This is a genomic window from Peptococcus simiae, assembly GCF_046569735.1.
GTDB classification, from domain to species: Bacteria; Bacillota; Peptococcia; order Peptococcales; family Peptococcaceae; genus Peptococcus; species Peptococcus simiae_A.
On the sequence record NZ_JBKICG010000005.1, the window covers coordinates 68,337 to 86,817 of the forward strand.

23 protein-coding genes are annotated in these 18,481 nt (G+C 50.0%); 3 read left to right on the forward strand and 20 right to left on the reverse strand.

Features of this window, described 5'->3' with window-relative positions; all coding sequences use genetic code 11:
* Nucleotides 1-36: 36 nt before the first annotated feature.
* The 4 genes from ACLGL1_RS03215 to ACLGL1_RS03230 all read right to left on the reverse strand — a co-directional run bounded on the left by ACLGL1_RS03215 (nucleotide 37) and on the right by ACLGL1_RS03230 (nucleotide 4,447).
* Entirely contained in the window at nucleotides 37-315 is a 279-nt protein-coding gene (locus ACLGL1_RS03215) for a hypothetical protein (RefSeq protein WP_411007351.1), read from the reverse strand.
* Nucleotides 316-321: 6 nt separating this feature from the next.
* Entirely contained in the window at nucleotides 322-1,437 is a 1,116-nt protein-coding gene (locus ACLGL1_RS03220; RefSeq protein ID WP_411007352.1) for a hypothetical protein, read from the reverse strand.
* Nucleotides 1,438-1,574: 137 nt separating this feature from the next.
* Nucleotides 1,575-3,275, reverse strand: a complete 1,701-nt coding sequence (locus tag ACLGL1_RS03225; RefSeq protein ID WP_411007353.1) for a BCCT family transporter — start codon at nucleotides 3,273-3,275, stop codon at nucleotides 1,575-1,577.
* Nucleotides 3,276-3,526: 251 nt separating this feature from the next.
* The gene (locus ACLGL1_RS03230) at nucleotides 3,527-4,447 is read right to left on the reverse strand and encodes a LysR family transcriptional regulator (RefSeq protein ID WP_411007354.1); all 921 of its coding nucleotides are present in this window, start codon (nucleotides 4,445-4,447) and stop codon (nucleotides 3,527-3,529) included.
* Between the two features lie 189 nt (nucleotides 4,448-4,636).
* On the opposite strand from ACLGL1_RS03230, the gene ACLGL1_RS03235 reads away from it, so the two are divergent.
* Nucleotides 4,637-6,694: an alkaline phosphatase family protein gene (locus tag ACLGL1_RS03235; protein ID WP_411007355.1), complete on the forward strand. Its 2,058-nt coding sequence runs from the start codon at nucleotides 4,637-4,639 to the stop codon at nucleotides 6,692-6,694.
* 127 nt (nucleotides 6,695-6,821) lie between these two features.
* On the opposite strand, the gene atpC is transcribed toward ACLGL1_RS03235, so the two are convergent.
* From atpC to ACLGL1_RS03295, 12 genes are all read right to left on the reverse strand, one after another.
* On the reverse strand, nucleotides 6,822-7,232 hold the full coding sequence (gene atpC / locus ACLGL1_RS03240) for an ATP synthase F1 subunit epsilon (RefSeq protein ID WP_411007356.1): 411 nt from the start codon (nucleotides 7,230-7,232) through the stop codon (nucleotides 6,822-6,824).
* 8 nt (nucleotides 7,233-7,240) lie between these two features.
* Nucleotides 7,241-8,674: a F0F1 ATP synthase subunit beta gene (atpD, locus tag ACLGL1_RS03245; protein ID WP_411007357.1), complete on the reverse strand. Its 1,434-nt coding sequence runs from the start codon at nucleotides 8,672-8,674 to the stop codon at nucleotides 7,241-7,243.
* An 18-nt stretch (nucleotides 8,675-8,692) separates the two neighbouring features.
* Nucleotides 8,693-9,571: an ATP synthase F1 subunit gamma gene (gene atpG / locus ACLGL1_RS03250; RefSeq protein WP_411007358.1), complete on the reverse strand. Its 879-nt coding sequence runs from the start codon at nucleotides 9,569-9,571 to the stop codon at nucleotides 8,693-8,695.
* Between the two features lie 14 nt (nucleotides 9,572-9,585).
* Nucleotides 9,586-11,100: a F0F1 ATP synthase subunit alpha gene (atpA, locus tag ACLGL1_RS03255; protein ID WP_411007359.1), complete on the reverse strand. Its 1,515-nt coding sequence runs from the start codon at nucleotides 11,098-11,100 to the stop codon at nucleotides 9,586-9,588.
* Entirely contained in the window at nucleotides 11,097-11,663 is a 567-nt protein-coding gene (atpH, locus tag ACLGL1_RS03260) for an ATP synthase F1 subunit delta (RefSeq protein WP_411007360.1), read from the reverse strand. The genes atpA and atpH overlap by 4 nt, the downstream gene beginning before the upstream one ends.
* A complete protein-coding gene (gene atpF, locus ACLGL1_RS03265) occupies nucleotides 11,660-12,154 on the reverse strand; it encodes a F0F1 ATP synthase subunit B (RefSeq protein WP_411007361.1) in 495 nt (164 codons plus the stop codon). Before atpF ends, atpH begins: the two co-directional genes overlap by 4 nt.
* A 54-nt stretch (nucleotides 12,155-12,208) precedes the next feature.
* A complete protein-coding gene (gene atpE, locus ACLGL1_RS03270) occupies nucleotides 12,209-12,445 on the reverse strand; it encodes an ATP synthase F0 subunit C (RefSeq protein WP_411007362.1) in 237 nt (78 codons plus the stop codon).
* A gap of 48 nt (nucleotides 12,446-12,493) precedes the next feature.
* Complete coding sequence (gene atpB / locus ACLGL1_RS03275; protein ID WP_411007363.1) at nucleotides 12,494-13,201, reverse strand: F0F1 ATP synthase subunit A; 708 nt, start codon at nucleotides 13,199-13,201, stop codon at nucleotides 12,494-12,496.
* A gap of 4 nt (nucleotides 13,202-13,205) precedes the next feature.
* A complete protein-coding gene (locus ACLGL1_RS03280) occupies nucleotides 13,206-13,466 on the reverse strand; it encodes a hypothetical protein (protein WP_411007364.1) in 261 nt (86 codons plus the stop codon).
* Entirely contained in the window at nucleotides 13,463-13,768 is a 306-nt protein-coding gene (locus ACLGL1_RS03285; RefSeq protein ID WP_411007365.1) for an AtpZ/AtpI family protein, read from the reverse strand. The genes ACLGL1_RS03280 and ACLGL1_RS03285 overlap by 4 nt, the downstream gene beginning before the upstream one ends.
* A gap of 78 nt (nucleotides 13,769-13,846) precedes the next feature.
* The gene (gene wecB, locus ACLGL1_RS03290) at nucleotides 13,847-14,989 is read right to left on the reverse strand and encodes a non-hydrolyzing UDP-N-acetylglucosamine 2-epimerase (RefSeq protein WP_411007366.1); all 1,143 of its coding nucleotides are present in this window, start codon (nucleotides 14,987-14,989) and stop codon (nucleotides 13,847-13,849) included.
* Nucleotides 14,986-15,315 (reverse strand): MazG-like family protein, encoded by a 330-nt coding sequence (locus ACLGL1_RS03295; protein WP_411007367.1) that lies wholly within the window; start codon nucleotides 15,313-15,315, stop codon nucleotides 14,986-14,988. Before ACLGL1_RS03295 ends, wecB begins: the two co-directional genes overlap by 4 nt.
* 208 nt (nucleotides 15,316-15,523) lie before the next feature.
* On the opposite strand from ACLGL1_RS03295, the gene ACLGL1_RS03300 reads away from it, so the two are divergent.
* Complete coding sequence (locus ACLGL1_RS03300) at nucleotides 15,524-16,021, forward strand: deoxycytidylate deaminase (protein ID WP_411007368.1); 498 nt, start codon at nucleotides 15,524-15,526, stop codon at nucleotides 16,019-16,021.
* Between the two features lie 166 nt (nucleotides 16,022-16,187).
* Nucleotides 16,188-16,619 (forward strand): hypothetical protein, encoded by a 432-nt coding sequence (locus tag ACLGL1_RS03305; protein ID WP_411007369.1) that lies wholly within the window; start codon nucleotides 16,188-16,190, stop codon nucleotides 16,617-16,619.
* An 81-nt stretch (nucleotides 16,620-16,700) separates the two neighbouring features.
* Here the strand turns inward: ACLGL1_RS03305 and ACLGL1_RS03310 are convergent, their stop codons facing one another.
* The 4 genes from ACLGL1_RS03310 to ACLGL1_RS03325 are packed head-to-tail and all read right to left on the reverse strand — an operon-like array spanning nucleotide 16,701 to nucleotide 18,476.
* Nucleotides 16,701-17,453, reverse strand: coding sequence for a sigma-70 family RNA polymerase sigma factor (locus tag ACLGL1_RS03310; RefSeq protein ID WP_411007370.1), 753 nt, complete (start codon nucleotides 17,451-17,453; stop codon nucleotides 16,701-16,703).
* Between the two features lie 16 nt (nucleotides 17,454-17,469).
* Nucleotides 17,470-17,850 carry an ATP-binding protein gene (locus tag ACLGL1_RS03315; RefSeq protein ID WP_411007371.1) on the reverse strand — a complete coding sequence of 127 codons (381 nt, stop codon included), beginning with the start codon at nucleotides 17,848-17,850 and terminating at the stop codon, nucleotides 17,470-17,472.
* Nucleotides 17,828-18,247 carry a sirohydrochlorin chelatase gene (locus ACLGL1_RS03320; protein ID WP_411007372.1) on the reverse strand — a complete coding sequence of 140 codons (420 nt, stop codon included), beginning with the start codon at nucleotides 18,245-18,247 and terminating at the stop codon, nucleotides 17,828-17,830. The genes ACLGL1_RS03315 and ACLGL1_RS03320 overlap by 23 nt, the downstream gene beginning before the upstream one ends.
* Nucleotides 18,240-18,476: a PspC domain-containing protein gene (locus ACLGL1_RS03325; protein WP_411007373.1), complete on the reverse strand. Its 237-nt coding sequence runs from the start codon at nucleotides 18,474-18,476 to the stop codon at nucleotides 18,240-18,242. Before ACLGL1_RS03325 ends, ACLGL1_RS03320 begins: the two co-directional genes overlap by 8 nt.
* Between the last annotated feature and the right edge of the window lie 5 nt (nucleotides 18,477-18,481).

Genomic DNA, 18,481 nt, shown 5'->3' on the forward strand with positions numbered 1-18,481 from the left:
CTTATCCATATAAATCTCTTTTTACTCCTGGATAAACTAGTAAGGATGAGACCCTATATAGGAAATAATCGTATGTCGCTGATTGGGTGTCGCACGATAATATATTTGCAGTCTGCCCATTTCATCTAATTCATACCTAGCTTCCTCTAACAAGTTATTATTTTTTGCTGTCATAAGCGTTTCTATAATCGATGATCTACAAAAACTGCGATATTTGCCATAATTAGGCGATAATATTTGCATAACATCATCTACTGTTCCTTCATCAAATTGAACAAAATAGTTAATAATCGCATAGTTTAACGGTAATTTCATCTGCAATCACCCCTTCAGTTTCATATGGTGACAATGCCGAATAAATTTCAATGGATTCTCCGCAATAATAAAAATACCCATTGCCATAATAATAGCGGCTATCCAAGCAATTGGTGGCAATCCCCAACCCTCTAAGCCAGCAAATATACCAAGAATAATCCAACAAAAGAAAGGGCCCCAAAAAGAAAACATTCCATTACAGGCCATCCCTAGGGCAGTTCCACACATTGAGTTACCTTTGTACCATAATCCATAGGCAAATAGTGCGAAGAAGCCACTAATTATAAAAAAAATCATAGCACTGCTCGCTAAGGCTTTAACAAATAATTGAAAGCCTAGTGTCAACGGCTCATTACCAATTAAGGCAAAAATAGGCATCAAGACACATAGATTTCCTAGCCCGGAGGTACATTGACGAATTGTAATACCTATTTCATAATCAATTAAAGTGCTGCTATAGCCGGCAACACACCCTTCTAAGCCCCAGCCAAAAGCAGCAATAAGAGCTATCATGATACCTAAAAGTCTCCCTTCTGGAGCGTCTTGACCAACCGCAGTAGTACTAATAAGAAAGCCAGCAAAAACACAGACAAGAATCCCCAGAAGCATCCTCCCGTTCAATTTCTGTTTAAAAAGGATTCGTGCCAAAACTGCCCCTATAGCTGGGCAAAGAGCAGATATAGGAACAGCAATAGAGCCAGCTAATTGGATACCAATAACATATGCGGCAGAAGAAATCGGTCCCCCAATAGCTGCCGCCAACATCATGATTCTCCCTGGTTTTGTCCATAAGCAGCGTGCAAAATCACCAAGTTTTCCCTTTAATCCAGCATGGCCTAAAGCCCATACCGCACTCATAGAATCGTTTACAGCACTTCCCAAGGCGCCCAACATATAGGTAACTACAAAGGCAGAGAGAAACACTGAATTATTACCATACCAATCAGCCCATACGCCTTTGGTCATGCCTAATGTCATAAAAGCTGTATAAAGTCCATAGCACATACCTGAAAGAACAGCTATTATCACACCTTTTTTAAAAAAAGCTGCGTCCAGTTGCTTTTTAAGTATTTTTGCCGAAACATCAGTGGCAGGGGAACTAGACCGTACTCTTAAAAACATACTTATCACCTTTCTTCCTAATCTTCTGGTTTATAAGTTAATAGTTCTGTAACAGAGCTATATTTACCGGCTATTTCTATCAGGTTCCAATTAAATAAAAGCCGCCTCAAAAGAGGCGGTCTTTCACTTATAGAATGCTATTTGACAATAGCCCCTTTACCAGGAATCCGAGAAGAAGTTAGGGCACCATCTTGTTGATAGACATTTTGCTGTTCAACCGAATTATCTGCCACAGTTGTGACTTCAATACCTTTCTCGTCATAATGAGTTATTTTTTGTAAATTAGCTGCTCCTGGTAATTGAAAATCTTTTTTAAACCATTTCAGTAAAGATACAGCGATAATGCCTTCAATAAAAACCACAGGAAAACTAGTCATAATCGAAGAAAGTTGTACAATTCTTTGCCCGCCAACAAGTAAAAGGCCAAATACGCAAAGCACTAGGGTAACCGCCATAAGTATCCGCGTCCATTTCGGCGGCTCCTGCCCATCGTCAATGCGGTCGCAACACATTTGGGCCATGGTAAAGGCTACTGAGTCTACAGCCGTCACCTGGCTAATAAGCATAACAATCACTAAAAGAGGCACGACAATTTTAGCCAAGGGCATCTGATTTAAGACATAGGTGATTGTTGCAACACCGCCCTGGGATTCAAGCATAGCTGGCAGATTAATGTTCTTATTCATAATTAAATTAATGGTGTGCCCACCAAAAGTCATGTAATAAATTGAGCAGCCTAAAGTTGTGGTAAGAAGCATGTTTAGCACCAGGGTGCGAATCTTGCGACCTTTAGAAATACGTGCCACGAAGAGCCCCATATACATGGCCCAAGCATACCACCAGGCCCAATAAAAAACAGTCCAGCTTTGGGGAAAACCACTTTTCCCAATCGGATCCGTGTATAAACTCATGCGAATAAAGTTTTGAAAGAGAACGCCAAGTGAATCTGCATACTGGGAAAGTAGAAAACTCGTTGGTCCGAGGACAAATAATACAAGAAGCATTAAAATAATACCGTACATATTTAAATCACTAATTTTAGATAACCCTGAATAAAGGCCGCGATAGCAACTATACCCAAACATACACCCAAAAGCTGCAACAAAAATTAAATCTGTAGCCAAGGTACGGGGAATCCCTAAATAAGATGCACCTAGATCGCAAATCATCGGCAGAAAGGTAGCTAAAGTAGTTCCGACACCACCAACCATCCCAATAATAACGATGGCATCAATAATACGCCCAAGAATCCCATCCGTAACTTTTTTGCCTAATACGTCTCTACAAGCATAGCTGGGATACAAATAGGGTTGTCGTCGCACATAGGCCATATAAGCAAAACCAACAGCTGGGATTACAAAGGTTGCCCATGAGCTAATGCCCCAGTGAAATATACCATAAGCTTCACCAAACTGAGCTGCTTCAACACTCATCGGCTCCAGCCCGAAAGGTGGCGCTGCGATATAATTAATAGGCTCTAAAACGCCCCAATAGAGCAAGCCAGCCCCAGAGCCACCACAAAAGAGCAGGGCAAACCATTGAAAAGTCGTAAACTCCGGCTCTGCATCCGGACCGCCTAATTTAATATCTCCATATTTACTGAATATAAGGAAAATTGCAAATATAATGCAGGCAACCACTGCAATCTGCCAAAACCAATCCGTGGAAAAGGTTAGCAATTTGTACATATCATCTGCCAGCCCTTGTAGACCCTCTTGAAAGATCATCATGGGGCCATAAAAGCAAGCGACAATAATCAACGAGAAGGCGATAACGAATTTATTAACTTTTGCCACACCTCTTTGTGGGATTGTCTCTGAATTCTTCTTTTTACTCATAACATCCTCCTAATATCCTCCCTATGTTTAACTGCAAAATGCCAACTTAATCATTCATCACCAACCTTATTTTCTTTCTAGGCCAAATGCATCCTCCAATAGATCCTATTAATTTAAATTATATATAGCTGGTCAACATTGAGTAAGACTCATTAGCTAATATGGGATATTGAAAAAAACGATAGAAGCAAAACCTGGCCGCATACAAAAAGCCCTGCTTTGAATAATCCAACTCAAAGCAGGGCTGTTTTTTAGTTAATACAGGGCCATATTTCCGAATCACAGTTAATCGTCCTGTTTAATATATCCAGAAAGACCTTGCTAACCCGATCAATTTTATATTTCGTGCTGGTAACGACCCCGACCTCAAAGACCATTTCCGCATCTGAAATCGGCAAGCCCCGTAAGAGACCACTCGTATAGTAGAAGTCATCCCGGCTCATAAAACGGGGGAAAAAGGCCACATAGTTGTCCTGGGCAATCATGCGCTTTAGTCCTTCATTCTCGTCGGTCCGTAGGACAATATTGGGCCGCCTCTTCCCGAGAATCTCCGTCAGGCCGCCGTTATTCCGTTTAAATTCCTCCCCATAAGCAATATAGGGCTCTGCCAGGGCCTGGTCCAGGCGAATGGCGTCTGCATCCCAATAGGACGAAAAGGGTCCGACATAAAGAATATATTCATCCCTAAAGAGTGGCTGGTAATGGATGCCCACTGTCTTTTCGATTCCTGAGTAATGGATGACCAGGCCAAGGCTGGCCTCTCCTGAGGCCACCTGGTTGACAGCCTGGATGCTTTCACAACTTGTCATCGATAGAAGAACATCTAAATCAAGCTCTTTTAGACGCAGGATGGTCTGGGGGATAATCCGGTCTGAAATACAGGGGATTCCTGCAATTCGCACCGTCCCCCGATTTTCAGCCAGGGCGACGACTTCTTCGATTTCTTCTAGGTTATCAAAAATCTGATGTGTTTTTTCAAGAACGACTTCACCAATTTCTGTAGGTGTTACGCCACGGCTAGAGCGATGCAAGAGTGTAGTTCCAAGTTCTCGCTCTAACTTATTAATTGAACCACTCAACGTAGGCTGAGAAATATAATTCTTCTCTGCAGCTATTGAGATAGACCGATATTTAGCAGCCTCTGAAAAATAATAAAGTTGGTCAAGTTTCATACTTTCATACCCCTCTGTCATATTTAACCTATTCTGCCATAAACTGGATAAGGTAGCAAATATGTATTCATGTAAAGAAAAGTGAATATCCCATATCAATATTTTAGTGTTCCTAACACCAAGATATCTTATTACAATTAATAATATACTTTAATCGTCTGAGTTTGAAATACAAAAGGAGTGGGAGATGTGAAGCGCAAAGCATTTACACAAAAACTAATGGTCCTGGGGATTGATGGGATGGATCCACGTATTGGAAAGAGACTAATGGATGAGGGCCGTATGCCAAATATGAAAAAATTCGTTGAAGCAGGTTCGGCAAGAGAAGATTTGGTTCTTTTAGGTGCGATCCCAACAATTACTCCACCATGCTGGACGACCTTAGCGACCGGTGCTTACCCGGGAACCCACGGCATTACTTGCTACTGGAGACAGTCTCCCGATAGCTTGGATGCAGTTGTTTATAATATGGATAGCCGCAACTGCGAAGCAGAACAAATGTGGAATGTCTCGACTGAAGCCGGAAAAAAGACACTGGTATGGCATTGGCCGGGAAGTTCTTGGCCGCCGAGTAGTTCTAGCGAATTATTATCTGTTGTTGATGGCACCCAACCTGGCTCTGTAAATATGGGCGTAGCACAAATGGATTGGGAAAAAATTATTGTAGCCACCCCTTCTATAGAAACAGTTCAGTATGCCCCGCGTGTCGAAAAACCGGCTGGTGTCGGCTGTATCATGACAGACATCGATGACATGGTCGTTGGAGATAACGACGATGAAATGATGGAACTGTGGTGGGGAGACGAAGCCCGCAAAGGCGGGGAAATCCGAACCTATGTAGATAGTCTTGAAGATACTGAAATGATGATTGGCGCAAAGGTAGCTTACGACATTGTCAATTCACCTCTAAAAACTGCCAATACAGACAAATGGACCTCTCAATTAGCGCAAGATGCCTTGGAATTTACCATTCTCACGTCAGGCGGAGTCCTGCGTCGGCCGGCCCTCCTCTTAAAAAATGACCAGGGTGAATATGATCAGGTTGCTATTTTCAAGAATAAAAAAGCTAAGAGTCCCCTTGTCATTGTAAAGAATGATGGACAAATCGTTAGCGCCGTAGATGATGTGACCAAGGGTGACGAAACAAAGCCCTGCTACCGGTCTTACAAGATTTTAGAATGTGCGCCGGATGGAAGCAAGGTGCGACTCTGGATTAGCAATGCCCTAGATATTTCTAATGATATGCTCTGGCACCCAGTCGATATCCATAAGATAATCTGTGAAAATGTCGGTTATGTCCCTCCTGTCAGCCTGATTGGCGGCGAAGACAGCGAGCTGGTCGAAAAGGTCTTTGAACCGTCTTGGCGGGTTTATAATCAGTGGCAGGCAGATTGCATTAATTACCTGATTGAACATGAGCATTTCGAGGTCGTATTCAGCCATTTGCACAATATTGACTGCGCTGGACACCAGTTATGGCATTTAGCAAAAACCCTATCGCCCTGGACTCATACCGATGAAAAAGTCAATCAAGGTTTTATTGAAAAGTTCTATGAACAAACCGATGAATATTTTGGACAATTCCTACACCTACTAGATGAAGATTGGACCATCCTCATCGTCAGTGACCACGGGTTGATTGTTGGTGAGGAAGTACCTCCCCTTATCGGTGAATATGGCGGATTAAATATCCCTGTTATGGAAGAACTCGGTTATACCGTCATGAAAAAGGATGCTGATGGTCACCGCACACAAGAGGTCGATTGGGAAAAAACCAAAGCCGTACAGATTCGTTCTAATTATATTTATATTAATCTTAAAGGGAGAGACAAGACAGGCATTGTCGCCCCTGAAGATAAGTATACTTTGGAAGAGCAAATTATTAATGACCTTTATAATTATCGGGACCCTGCAACCGGTAGACGCGTTATTGGTATTTGTCTGCGGAACAAGGACGGGGTGCTATTAGGCGTCAATGGGCCCGAATGCGGGGATATCTTCTTCTCCATTGAAGAAGGCTTTAACCGCCTACATGGCGATTCCCTTTCAACCTCACAAGGATATTTTGGCACATCCGTATCACCGCTCTTTATTGCAGCCGGGCCAGGTATCAAAAAAGGATACACTACCGACCGAACAATTCGACAAGTCGATGTAACGCCCACTATTGCTGCTTTATTAGGCACCCGGTTCCCCAGTGAGTGTGAAGGAGCACCCGTCTATCAAATCCTAGATGATCATTTCTAAGAAACCTTTCCTAAGTGGAGCATAAAAATAGAGTAGGTAGCAATCACTACCTACTCTATTTTTATGCTATTCTCCGTGGTACAAAAAAAGCGTCTCTGCAAGAGGCTGAGACGCTCAAGGTATGCACTTATCCGTGGTGGTATTCACTCATTTTAAGGCGGGCATTGGCCCGGGCCAGGGCGGCTTCGGCCCGGACCCGGTCGGAATGTTCGCCTTCTTTGAGCTGGGCAATAGCACGGGCTTTAGCTTCTTCTGCCCGTTTAAAGTCAATTTCAGAGCTGGTTTCTGCAGCTAGGGCCATAATGCTCACGGTGTTGTTATTCACTTCGACAAAGCCGCCGGATACAAAGATGACCTTTTCTTGGCCATCTATGGTATAGCGGACCACTTGTGGAATTAAGGCGGCTAAAGTCGGTGCGTGGTTGGCCATGAAGCCCATTTCACCATTGGTTGAGCTGACGACCACCAAATCGCAATCCACATTTAAGGCAACGCCTCTCGGCGTAACCACGTCAAGGTGTATCTTGTTTTCCGCCATAATACCTCCTAGGCCAGGCCTTCTTGCCGCATCCGCTCTGCTTTAGCAATGGCGTCATCAATGGTACCGACCATCAGGAAGGCCTGTTCAGGCAGGTCATCGTGTTTGCCATCTAAAATTTCGCGGAAGCCCCGTAGGGTTTCTTCCAAGGGGATGTATTGACCGGGGTTGCCGGTGAATTGTTCTGCAACGAAGAAGCACTGGGATAAGAACCGTTCAATCCGCCGGGCCCGGGCGACGGTGAGTTTTTCTTCATCAGATAGTTCGTCCATCCCCAGGATGGAAATAATGTCCTGGAGTTCCCGGTATTCCTGGAGGACTTCCTGGACGCCCCGGGCCACTTCATAATGGTCTTCCCCGACCACCCGCGGGTCTAGAATCCGTGAGGTAGAGGCCAGGGGGTCAACGGCGGGGTAGATCCCCTTTTCAGAAATGGACCGTTCCAAAACGGTGGTGGCATCCAGGTGGGCGAAGGTGGTTGCCGGGGCGGGGTCGGTCAAGTCGTCGGCAGGGACGTAAACGGCCTGGACGGAGGTGATGGACCCCTTATCGGTAGAGGTAATCCGCTCCTGCATGGTCCCCATTTCTGTGGCCAGGGTCGGCTGGTAACCGACGGCGGAAGGCATCCGGCCTAAGAGGGCGGATACTTCTGACCCGGCTTGGGTGAAGCGGAAGATATTATCAATGAATAAGAGCACGTCCTGGTTTTGTTCGTCCCGGAAGTATTCGGCGACGGTCAGCCCAGTCAGGGCGATCCGCATCCGGGCCCCGGGGGGCTCATTCATCTGGCCGAAGACCAGGCTGGTCTTGTCAATAACGCCACTTTCGCGCATTTCAACCAGGAGGTCTTTCCCTTCCCGGGTCCGTTCGCCGACCCCGGCAAAGACGGAGTAGCCCCCGTGTTCATAGGCGATATTCCGAATTAACTCCTGGATCAGGACGGTTTTCCCAACGCCGGCCCCACCGAAGAGACCGGTCTTGCCCCCCTTAACATAGGGGCAAAGGAGGTCTATAACCTTGATGCCTGTTTCCAGAATTTCCTGAGAGGGGTTTTGTTCGACATAGGACGGGGCCTTGCGGTGGATGGGCCAACGCTTTTCAGTTTCAACCGGGCCGGCTTCATCGATGGGGTCCCCGACAACATTCATCAACCGGCCCAGGGTGCCGTCACCGACAGGCACGGTAATGGGGTTGCCTTCATCGGTAACCACCATCCCCCGGACCAGGCCGTCGGTTGATTCCATTGCGATTGAGCGGACGACGTTACCGCCTAAATGCTCGGCCACTTCCAAGACGACTTTAAATTCGCTTCCCGTCTTTTTGTCTTCAGGCTGCTCATCGGAGGAAATATGCAGAGCATTATTGATACCCGGCAGCTGACCGCTAGGGAATTCTACGTCAACAACCGGACCGACTAACTTAATAATCTTTCCTTGATTCAAATTGCTTCCTCCTTACTCCTAACCCAGGGCATCGGCACCGGCCACAATTTCTGTGATTTCATTGGTAATGGCCGTTTGACGCGCTCGGTTATAGGTGATTTCCAGTGTAGCCAAAAGGTCTGTGGCATTATCCGTGGCGGCGGTCATGGCCGTCATCCGGGCACCATGTTCGCCAACCTTGGCATCCACCAGGGCTGCGTAAAGCTGGTTGGACAGGTACATGGGCAGCAGGGCCTCCAGAATTTCGGCGGCATTGGGTTCAAAGATATAATCATCGGTGTAGGGGGCGTCTTTCTGCTCCCCACTCATTTCGTCTGTATCAAAGGGTAGGACCTTGACCGCTACAGGCGTTTGGCTCATAGCGGACTTAAACTGCTGGTAAATGACGGTCACCTCGTCATAGTAGCCGGTCCCATAGGCTTCTATGATATGGTTGGTGAGTTCATTGGAATCACTAATCTCCGGCACATCTGCCGTTTCCAGCGCTGCTAAATCAATGGTGTAACCGCGCTTTTTGAAGAAATCGCCTGCTTTCCGGCCAACAGCCATAATGCCGATAGCGGCCCCCCGGGCCTCTGCAGCCTGGACCTGGTCCAGGGCAAAGTTCAGGAGGTTGCTGTTGTAGCCGCCGGCCAGGCCCTTGTCTGAAGCAAAGATGACAAAGCCGGCTTTCTTGACTTCCCGCTGGTCGAGAAGGGGGTGGTCAAAAATTTGCCCACTGGCTTGGGCCACTTGAGCGATGACCTGCCGCAGCTTATTCCGGTATTGTTCTCCGGCGCCCACAAAGACCTGTGCACGACGCAGTTTGGACGCAGAAACCATTTTCATGGCGGAGGTGATTTGGCGCGTATTGGTGATACTGGTCATGCGCCTTTTTATTTCTCTGGTTTTCGCCATGGTCTGCCCCCTTTCTAAACGGAGAAGCCTTCTTTAAAGGATGTGATCGCGTCTTTGAGGGCCTGTTCCGTTTCTTCCGGCATCTGGCCCGTTTCGCGAATGACCTTCAAGACCGTATCGGCGGTCTGGCCACCCTTCATGTAGCTTAATAGTTCGTGTTCAAACCTTGCCAGGTCTTCAACCGGAATATCATCGACATAGCCCCGGCTGACAGCATAAATAGCCACGACCTGGTCTTCGACCGGCATAGGGCTATACTGCTTTTGCTTGAGGAGTTCGGAAATCCGTTCCCCCCGGGCCAGGGTGGCCTTGGTGGCGTCATCCAGGTCACTACCGAACTGGGCAAAGGCCTTCAGTTCATTGTATTGGGCCAGGTCAATCCGGAGGTTCCCGGCGATCTTCTTCATGGCCTTAATTTGGGCGGACCCACCAACCCGGGATACGGAAATCCCGGCGTTAATAGCCGGCCGCACCCCAGCATAGAAGAGGTCTGTTTCCAGGAAGATCTGCCCGTCGGTAATGGAAATAACGTTGGTCGGTATATAGGCAGATACGTCTGAAGCCTGGGTTTCGATGATCGGCAGGGCGGTCATCGACCCACCGCCGTACTTATCTTCCAGCTTAGCTGCCCGCTCTAGGAGGCGGGAGTGCAGGTAGAAAACGTCCCCGGGATAGGCTTCCCGTCCCGGCGGCCGGCGGAGCAGCAGGGAGATTTCCCGGTAGGCGACGGCCTGTTTAGAGAGGTCATCGTAGACGATGAGGACATCCTTGCCGTCAAACATAAACTCTTCGCCCATGGCGGCCCCGGCATAGGGGGCCAGGTAGAGCATGGGGGCCGGTTCGGCAGCGGTTGCTGCGACCACGATGGTGTAGTCCATGGCCCCAAAGCTTTCTAATTGGCTCACGACGTTGGCCACAGTAGAGGCTTTCTGCCCAATGGCCACGTAAATGCAAATGACATCTTCACCGCGCTGGTTGATAATCGTATCAATCGCAATGGCTGTTTTCCCGGTTTGCCGGTCACCGATAATGAGTTCCCGCTGGCCACGGCCAATGGGTACCAGGGCGTCAATGGCCTTTAAGCCCGTTTGCAGGGGCTCGTTGACCTCTTTCCGGGTGATAACCCCGGAGGCCACGTTTTCTACCGGCCGGCTTTTATCCGTATCCAGGGGGCCCTTGCCGTCAATTGGTTCACCGATGGCGTTAACCACCCGCCCAATCAGGGCTTCACCAACGGGCACTTCAACGATTCGCCCGGTCCGCTTGACCGGGTCACCGTCTTTAATGTGGCTAAAATCCCCTAAAATAATACAGCCGATATTGTCTTCTTCCAAGTTCTGCGCCATGCCTTGCACGCCGCCGGGGAATTCAAGGAGCTCATTGACCATGGCATTTGATAGGCCGTGCACGCGCGCAATCCCGTCACCAACCTCAATAACAGTACCCACTTCGGAGGTTTCAACAGCCTGATCGTAATGGCGGATTTGTTCTTTTAAGATTGAACTAATTTCATCTGGTCTGATGCTCAATTGTCCCTCACCTCCGTCTTCTTATGTCCCTGCACTAAGTCTCGACGCAGGGCTTCCAATTTAGCCTTTGCAGAATTATCGATAATGTAGTCGCCATATTGGACCCGGATCCCGCAAATGAGGTCCGGATTCACAGTGACATGCAGGCGGACCTGCTTTTGGCTGGCCTGGGAAAGACCGTCTCTGACCCGGTCAAGGGCCTGGTCATCTAGGGGAAAGGCCGTTTCTACATCCATATCAACAATACCCTTGGCTTCATCCATCAGGGCAACAAAGGCATCATGAATATCAAAAATATAGTCGGTGCGAGATTTATCCACTAGGAGCAACAGAAAATGTAAAATATCTTCACTAACTGTGTCATCAAAAATCTGACGCACCACCGCTTTTTTGTCAACATTTGAAAACTGGACGCCGGTATATACAGCAGCCAAGTCTTCATTCTTATGCAGGGTATCCACCACTAGGTCAAGGTCTTGAGCGATGGCTTCCTGCTCTTCCGGCAAGTCTGAAAGGGTCATTAAGGCCCGGGCATAGCGGTTAGCGAGTTTACTGTCTCTCATTTCGCTATCCCCGCACTTATTTCTTCTGCAATAAACTGATCCAGGACCTGTTCATGCTCGGCCTGGCTAACCTCTCTTTTGAGCACACTTTCGGCAGCATCAATCGCAATATTGGCTACTTCTGCCTTGAGGCGCTGGGCGGCCTGTTCTGTTTCACGAGCGATGTCTGCTTTGGCGCGTTCATTTAACCGGGTGATTTCCGCCCTTGCTTCCGCAATTAAATCGGTACGGTTTTTCTCACCCAGTTCGGTGGCTTCGTTGATGATGGCCTGGGCCTTGGTATTGGCTTCCTTGAGCTCGACTTCATACTGCCTTTTGAGCTCACCGGCTTCCTCGCGCGCACGCTCCGCTTCGCTTAAATTCTGGTCGATTTCCGCTTTGCGGGCCTCCAGCATATTGAAGACCGGCTTATATAGGAAAACCTTCAAAATCGCCAGCAGGACGAAAAAGTTGACTATAGCGGCAATAATTTGCGGTAAGGATACTTGCAACGAAAACCCTCCTTTCTGCTCACGCTAAACCTGATCCAGTCTCTTGAAAATCGCTTAACCGATTTTGGTGAAGAGCATGAAAGCGATCAAGAGTGCGTAAATAGCAGCTGCTTCCATGAAGGCTAGACCGATGATGAGGGTCGTCCGAATGGTGCCGGCCAGCTCCGGCTGGCGTGCCATAGATTCTGCCGCATGACCGGTGGCAATCCCTTGCCCGATTCCTACACCAAGTGCAGCCAGCCCCAGGGCCAGGCCCATACCAATTGCAATTAAACCCATTGTCAGTTCCATGTAATACATCCTCCTTAAAATAAAAATGGTCCTTCTGCCCAGAAAGGCCTAGTGGCCTTCCCGGTTAGATGCTTCTTCCCAGTAAATACATGCCAGCAGGGTAAATACATACGCCTGGATGGCCCCGAATAGGATAGATAAGGCATACATCGGCAGGGGTAAGAAAAAGGGTAAAATACCGAAAAGCACCCCGATGATCATTTCTTCCCCAAAAATATTACCGTAAAGACGAATGGCCAGGGAAAGCGGCCGGGTAATCATTTCCAGTAAATTCATGGGTAACATCGGTGTTAAGAAGAAATGTTTGATAAAAGCCATCCGTCCGTCCATAAAGCCAATCACAAAGTACCCGACGATAACGATAATCGCCAATCCTGCGGTAACAGATAAGTTGGCGGTGGGCGCAATGTACCCGGGTATGTGCATGCCGGATAACGGCAAAAGGCCAATATAGTTCGAACATAAAATCATAATGAAAAAGGTCATTAGGAAAGGGCCGTACCGCTTGGCCCGGGTCTCTCCCATAATATCGACGACAATTCCGTGCAGTAATTCGACAATCGTTTCCAGGACATTTTGCAGGCCTTTAGGATGCTTGCGCATCTGGCGGGTGCCAATAAAGCAAACCACCGCTAAGCACAAAATAATGGCCCACATGGTAACCATGTCACTAGAAATAAACCACTGATCATTGCCGGCAAGAATTTGCGGCGCCCCCATCTCTTCTGCAGCATAGGCCGGCTTTGCTAAAAACATAACTTCACCCCTTTTTGCGCCAAATATAAGTCAAGAAATAGATTGGATCAACTGTCAGCCCAATAGCCGCTGCTACCATCGCCGACAGCTGAAAGTGCATAGCAAAGAGAACGCCGATATCCAACAAGATACGAACAATCAATACCATCGCTGTGCCGGCTCGCCAAGGCTGGTTGAGAAAAAACCGCTCGGTCAAAAATATCTTGAGGCCGGAGGCAGCTAGGCCAAGCAAAAAGCCCATCACGATGCCTGTTGTCGTAGTCATTTCGTCTCCCCCTTCTCGGCTGGGTCATCGGTTTTTTTGCCAGATGCAAGCCCCTCTTCAAAGTGGGTCAGTTCCCGGATTAAAATACGAAAACCCGAAATTACCGCAATGATGATCCCCAGGGCGGTAAAAACAAAGTATGTTCCGACTTTTCCGTCAATCCACTGTCCCAAGTGCCACATGATAAAAAGCGAGGCACCCAGGGTAACGCTGAAGGATAGGGCCACATTAAAGGCACGAAACCAGACAGAATCAGACCCGGGACGACGAGGCGGCTTGGGCCGCCAGTTTCCGTTGGTCATGACACCCTCCTGCTAATCTTCACAATTATATCAAAAGCCCTGCAGGCATGCAAACAACAGGGCGGAAGCGCACATGGACTAGGCCCAGGGGGCCGGCCGGTCATTGAGGCCGAAATGGTGACCCAGGGCTTGTAAAATCCGGTCGCAGGCTGCCCCATCCCCATAAGGGTTGACGGCCTGTTTCATGGCGGCATAGGCTGCCGGGTCGGTCAAGAGCTCGGCAGCGGCCACATAAATGGGCCCTTCATGGGTACCGACCAGGCGGACGGTTCCGGCTTCAACAGCCTCCGGCCTTTCGGTGGTATCCCGCAAGACCAGGACCGGCTTGCCTAGAGAGGGGGCCTCTTCCTGGAGACCACCGGAATCGGTTAAGATCAGGTCCATCTGGTTCATCAGGTGGACGAAGGGTTGGTAATCCAGGGGCTCCATAAAGACCACCCGGTCATGCCCCCCCAAGACCTCTTCAACCACCGCCCGCACTTTCGGGTTCTTATGCATGGGAAAGAAGAGGGTGGTATCGGGAAAGTCATCCAGAAGGCGGACCAGGGCGGCAAAAATCCGGTGCATGGGCTCGCCTAAATTTTCCCGGCGGTGGGCCGTTAAAAGGAGCTTGCGACCCGGCCGGGCCAGGGCTTTTTTGACCGGGCCGTCCGGAAAGTTATAGGGCCGGTCCAAGGTGGTATTTAAGGCATCTATCACGGTATTGCCGGTGGTATAGACCTGGTCTTCCACCACCCCTTCAGCCAGGAGGGCGTGCCTGGCCCCGGCCGTCGGGGCCAGGTGGACGGCAGAAAGGACGGCCGTCAGCCGGCGGTTTCCCTCTTCCGGGAAGGGGGCGTACATATTGCCGCTGCGTAAGCCGGCCTCTACATGGGCCACCGGCACCCCTTGGTAGTAGGCAGCCAGGGCGCCGGCAAAGGTGGTCGTGGTATCGCCATGGACCAGGACCATATCCGGTTGGACCTCGCCGATGACCCCTTCCAGGCCCCGGATGACCGCACAGGTGATATCCGTCAGGCTCTGGCCGGGCTTCATAATATTCAGGTCGTAGTTCGGTTGGATCTGAAAGAGTGCCAGGACCTGGTCCAGCATCTCCCGGTGCTGAGCCGTTACCACCACCACCGGGTCAAAGGCCTCATGTGCTTCACAGGCCTTGACCAGCGGGGCCATCTTAATAGCTTCCGGCCGGGTGCCGAAAACAAACATCAGACGTTTTGTCATTGGCCATCCCCCTTATCCATGGTTAAGTAGCCCTTGCGCAGGAGTTTTTCAATATGGGCCTCCAGGGCCTGGGCAATATCCACATCATATTGTTCTTCTAGGACATACATCATCGATACAGCGGTTTGGGCCACATCCAATAATTCTGAAGCAATGGCCCCCTGAATTTCTTTATCCGTATAGTTCGCCCTTTCACCGGAAAGGCCCCGGTACTTGCCAATGGCCTGGGCCAGCTCACCGGTTTCTTCCATGAGCTTGAGGGCTGTCGATTCTAAGTTCGGGTGCAAGCCGTTTAATCTCGGTAGGGCAATCACTTTCTGATCCATGCTATCCCCCCATTTATCATATTAGCCAGATTAATTTCTATTATACGGAAGAAAACCCTCCAGAACAACCGGCCTGTGAAAAATTGTGCAAGAAATCCCCTTTACAGGAAAGGTCAAGTCCCTGCCCCTTGACCGGGCGACCTCTTCGCTAAGAGAAAGCCTTGTTCCCTGCCGGTGGCCGTGGTAGGATAAGCAGGAGGTGAAATGTATGTTAAATCGTCCGGACTGGGACAGTTATTTTATGGATATTGTACAAATTATAAAGACGCGGTCGTCCTGTATCCGCCGGCAGGTGGGGGCTCTCTTGGTCAAGGACCACCGAATCATCACCACCGGCTACAACGGGGCCCCGGCCGGCATGGCCCATTGTGGTGACCTGGGGGGCTGTCTCCGGGTCAAGATGGGCTTTCCCTCCGGGGCCGGCCACGAGTACTGCCGGGCCCTCCACGCTGAGCAAAATGCCATCATCCAGGCTGCCATTATGGGGGTATCCATCAGCGGGGCCACCCTCTACTGCACCGACTCCCCCTGTACCCTCTGCGCCAAGATGCTCATCGGGGTCGGGGTCACCCGGGTGGTTTTCCTGGGCGCCTACCCGGACCAGCTGGCCATGGACCTCTTTGCCGAAGCCGGCATCCCCCTGGACCAATACGACTCTGAAACCCGCCAGGCCAGGCGGTACAAGCCTGAAGGGCAGGACCAGTAAAGACCCGCTCTCAGCCTGGAGCCATCAGCCCGGTAAAACCCTTTCTTGAGGCCGCCAGCCCTAAAGGGAGGCCGGGCCAAGGCCCCCCCTGCACGGCCATTGACCAACGAGACCTCCAGCCTATAAACAAGCCTAGTCATGTATCCCAGTAAAAGGAAGTGGTCTTATGACGAGAAAGTTTTTCATTCAGGGACTCTGCCTGGTCACTGCCCTGGCCGGCTTAGCCGCCGGTCTAACCCTGGCCCAAAGTCCTGCCCTCTTTGTCACCGCCAGCCCGGTTAGAGACCTTTTAGGCCGGCTGGCCTTGAGCCTCCTGCCCTGGCTGGTCGCCGGCTTCTTGACCGGGCTCTGCCTGGCCGGGCAAGTCACCGCCCTTGCCCACCCCTTTATAATCCTGGTCAATGGCTTGACGGCCTTAGCCCTCTTGTTGCTGCTTGCCCTTCCCCTTATTTTTCTAAGGACCTCGCCGGAGGCTTTCTTTGCCCCCCTCCCCTTCCTGCCGGCCCCTCAGACCCTCTTGGCTATGGGGGCCTACCTGGTCTTTGTCTGCGCCTTTGTGAACACCCTCCAGGTCCTGGCCGGACGATATAAAAAATAGACACAAACATTCAAATGCCCCCGAGGCTAGGCCATCTGCGGCCGGGTCGGGGGCATTGTCACTTGTGTCTATTTTTATACTTTATACCTGAGCTTCAGACTTCATAAATTGGCGAATCTTATTGAGGGAGTTCTTTTCCAGCCGGGACACCTGCATTTGGCTGACCCCTAAAATATCAGCAATCTTGGTCTGGGTCAGGTCTTCCACATAGCGGTAGTAGATGACCTGGCGTTCCTGCATGTCCAGGTGCTCCATGGCCTCTTTCAGATCCCGCTTGAGCTCTACGGTATCCAGGTTGCCGTCTTCTTCGCCCAAGTAGTTGGCCAGGGTATTGACATTGCCGTCGGCATCTTCCTGGACAGACAGGGAGGTGGTTTGGGTGGCCCTTTTAGCTTCAATGGCATCGGCCACTTCCTGCTCTTCTACCCCGATCATCTTGGCAATCTGCCCGGTAGAGGGGGATTCCCCATGGTTTTGGTAGTATTCATTCTCCGCCTTGGTAATATAGGTGCTCATTTCTCTATACTTACGGGGGATGGTAATCCGCCAGGTATTGTCCCGGTAGTAATTCATCAACTTGCCGCTAACCGTCCGGTAGGCGAAGGTCTTAAACCGAACGCCCTTTTCCGGGTCAAAGCGGTCCAGGGCCCCCAGCACAGCAATCCGGGCCACCTGCAGCATGTCTTCCTTTTCCCACGGCAAATAGCATTGTGCCTGACACCAGTAGCGCACCAAGGGCTCCATATTTTCAATGATCTCTTCCAGTTTTTCATCGCTGGGGTTGGCCTTATAGTCATGCACTAGTTTTTCTATATCTTTTCTCTTGTTTGCCATAGCAGTCTCCATTACATTAAACTAACCGCATCCGTAAGCGCATGTCTCGAGATTCTTCCAGGTATTCCAGGTCATCGCTCAAGGCCCGGACCAAGAAGAGGCCGCGACCGCTTTCCCTGGTGATTTCCGCTTCCAGGCACTTGTGACAGCCCTCCAGGGCCTCGCCCTGCCAGGGGGCTGTCTGCCGGACGCTCACCCGGACACCGTCTGCCTCAAATAGACAAGTCAGGGATACCGCCCCTTGGCCATGCAAGAGGGCATTGCCCAGCAATTCATATAGGCATAGCTTCAAATCATTGAGCCGGTCCGGACAGGCACCGGCTAGGGTTGCCGCTGTTAGGACCTCCTGGATGGAGGGGCGAATATCACGAACATCATAAAGAAGTATCACTCTCATCGGATCCGTCACCTCTTTTCGTCTGCGCATCCGCCAGGGCACTGACCCGCTTTTCAACAATCGTCGATAACAGGGGGTCGGCACCTAAGGGCGGGGCCAGGAAAAAACCGGCATCCGGGTAAGTATCATTTAAATCGATAATCATATCCGGCAGGTGCTTGGCACAATGGGTCCCCATGGCTAAAAAGAGGGGGACTATGTAGAAGGTCCGGATCCCCCCTGTATAAAGGGCCGCCACCGCTTCCGGCAGGGTCGGCTTGGCAAATTCCAAAAAGGCATGGGCAGTGGCATATTCCGGATGGGCCTGGGCAAAGCGGGCAGCGGTTTCCGTAACAGTCGCCAGGCCTTCCCGGCGGCGGCTACCATGCCCGAAAATCACCACACCCTGTTTATTCATAAGAATCCGCTTCCGTCGGCAAAATAATCGCTAATATGATGTAGAGACCCAGGGCCCCCACCATCGTAATGCCGGGTAATATAGCCGGCAGGAAAAAACAGAGCCGGACCAGGCTCACATCCCAATCAAAATGATTGGCCAAGCCCTGGCAAACGCCTGCCAGCTTGGCCCCCTCTCTGGCCTTAGTCAATCTTTTTTTGCGGCCGGAGCCCTTCAGTTCATAAGCCACTTGCC

Coding starts and splice junctions, on each gene's coding strand:
- ACLGL1_RS03215 (WP_411007351.1), bottom strand. CDS start 315: ATGAAATTACCGTTAAACTATGCGATTATTAACTATTTTGTTCAATTT.
- ACLGL1_RS03220 (WP_411007352.1), bottom strand. CDS start 1,437: ATGTTTTTAAGAGTACGGTCTAGTTCCCCTGCCACTGATGTTTCGGCA.
- ACLGL1_RS03225 (WP_411007353.1), bottom strand. CDS start 3,275: ATGAGTAAAAAGAAGAATTCAGAGACAATCCCACAAAGAGGTGTGGCA.
- ACLGL1_RS03230 (WP_411007354.1), bottom strand. CDS start 4,447: ATGAAACTTGACCAACTTTATTATTTTTCAGAGGCTGCTAAATATCGG.
- atpC (WP_411007356.1), bottom strand. CDS start 7,232: ATGGCGGAAAACAAGATACACCTTGACGTGGTTACGCCGAGAGGCGTT.
- atpG (WP_411007358.1), bottom strand. CDS start 9,571: ATGGCGAAAACCAGAGAAATAAAAAGGCGCATGACCAGTATCACCAAT.
- atpH (WP_411007360.1), bottom strand. CDS start 11,663: ATGAGAGACAGTAAACTCGCTAACCGCTATGCCCGGGCCTTAATGACC.
- atpE (WP_411007362.1), bottom strand. CDS start 12,445: ATGGAACTGACAATGGGTTTAATTGCAATTGGTATGGGCCTGGCCCTG.
- atpB (WP_411007363.1), bottom strand. CDS start 13,201: ATGTTTTTAGCAAAGCCGGCCTATGCTGCAGAAGAGATGGGGGCGCCG.
- ACLGL1_RS03280 (WP_411007364.1), bottom strand. CDS start 13,466: ATGACTACGACAACAGGCATCGTGATGGGCTTTTTGCTTGGCCTAGCT.
- ACLGL1_RS03285 (WP_411007365.1), bottom strand. CDS start 13,768: ATGACCAACGGAAACTGGCGGCCCAAGCCGCCTCGTCGTCCCGGGTCT.
- wecB (WP_411007366.1), bottom strand. CDS start 14,989: ATGACAAAACGTCTGATGTTTGTTTTCGGCACCCGGCCGGAAGCTATT.
- ACLGL1_RS03295 (WP_411007367.1), bottom strand. CDS start 15,315: ATGGATCAGAAAGTGATTGCCCTACCGAGATTAAACGGCTTGCACCCG.
- ACLGL1_RS03300 (WP_411007368.1), top strand. CDS start 15,524: ATGTTAAATCGTCCGGACTGGGACAGTTATTTTATGGATATTGTACAA.
- ACLGL1_RS03305 (WP_411007369.1), top strand. CDS start 16,188: ATGACGAGAAAGTTTTTCATTCAGGGACTCTGCCTGGTCACTGCCCTG.
- ACLGL1_RS03310 (WP_411007370.1), bottom strand. CDS start 17,453: ATGGCAAACAAGAGAAAAGATATAGAAAAACTAGTGCATGACTATAAG.
- ACLGL1_RS03315 (WP_411007371.1), bottom strand. CDS start 17,850: ATGAGAGTGATACTTCTTTATGATGTTCGTGATATTCGCCCCTCCATC.
- ACLGL1_RS03320 (WP_411007372.1), bottom strand. CDS start 18,247: ATGAATAAACAGGGTGTGGTGATTTTCGGGCATGGTAGCCGCCGCCGG.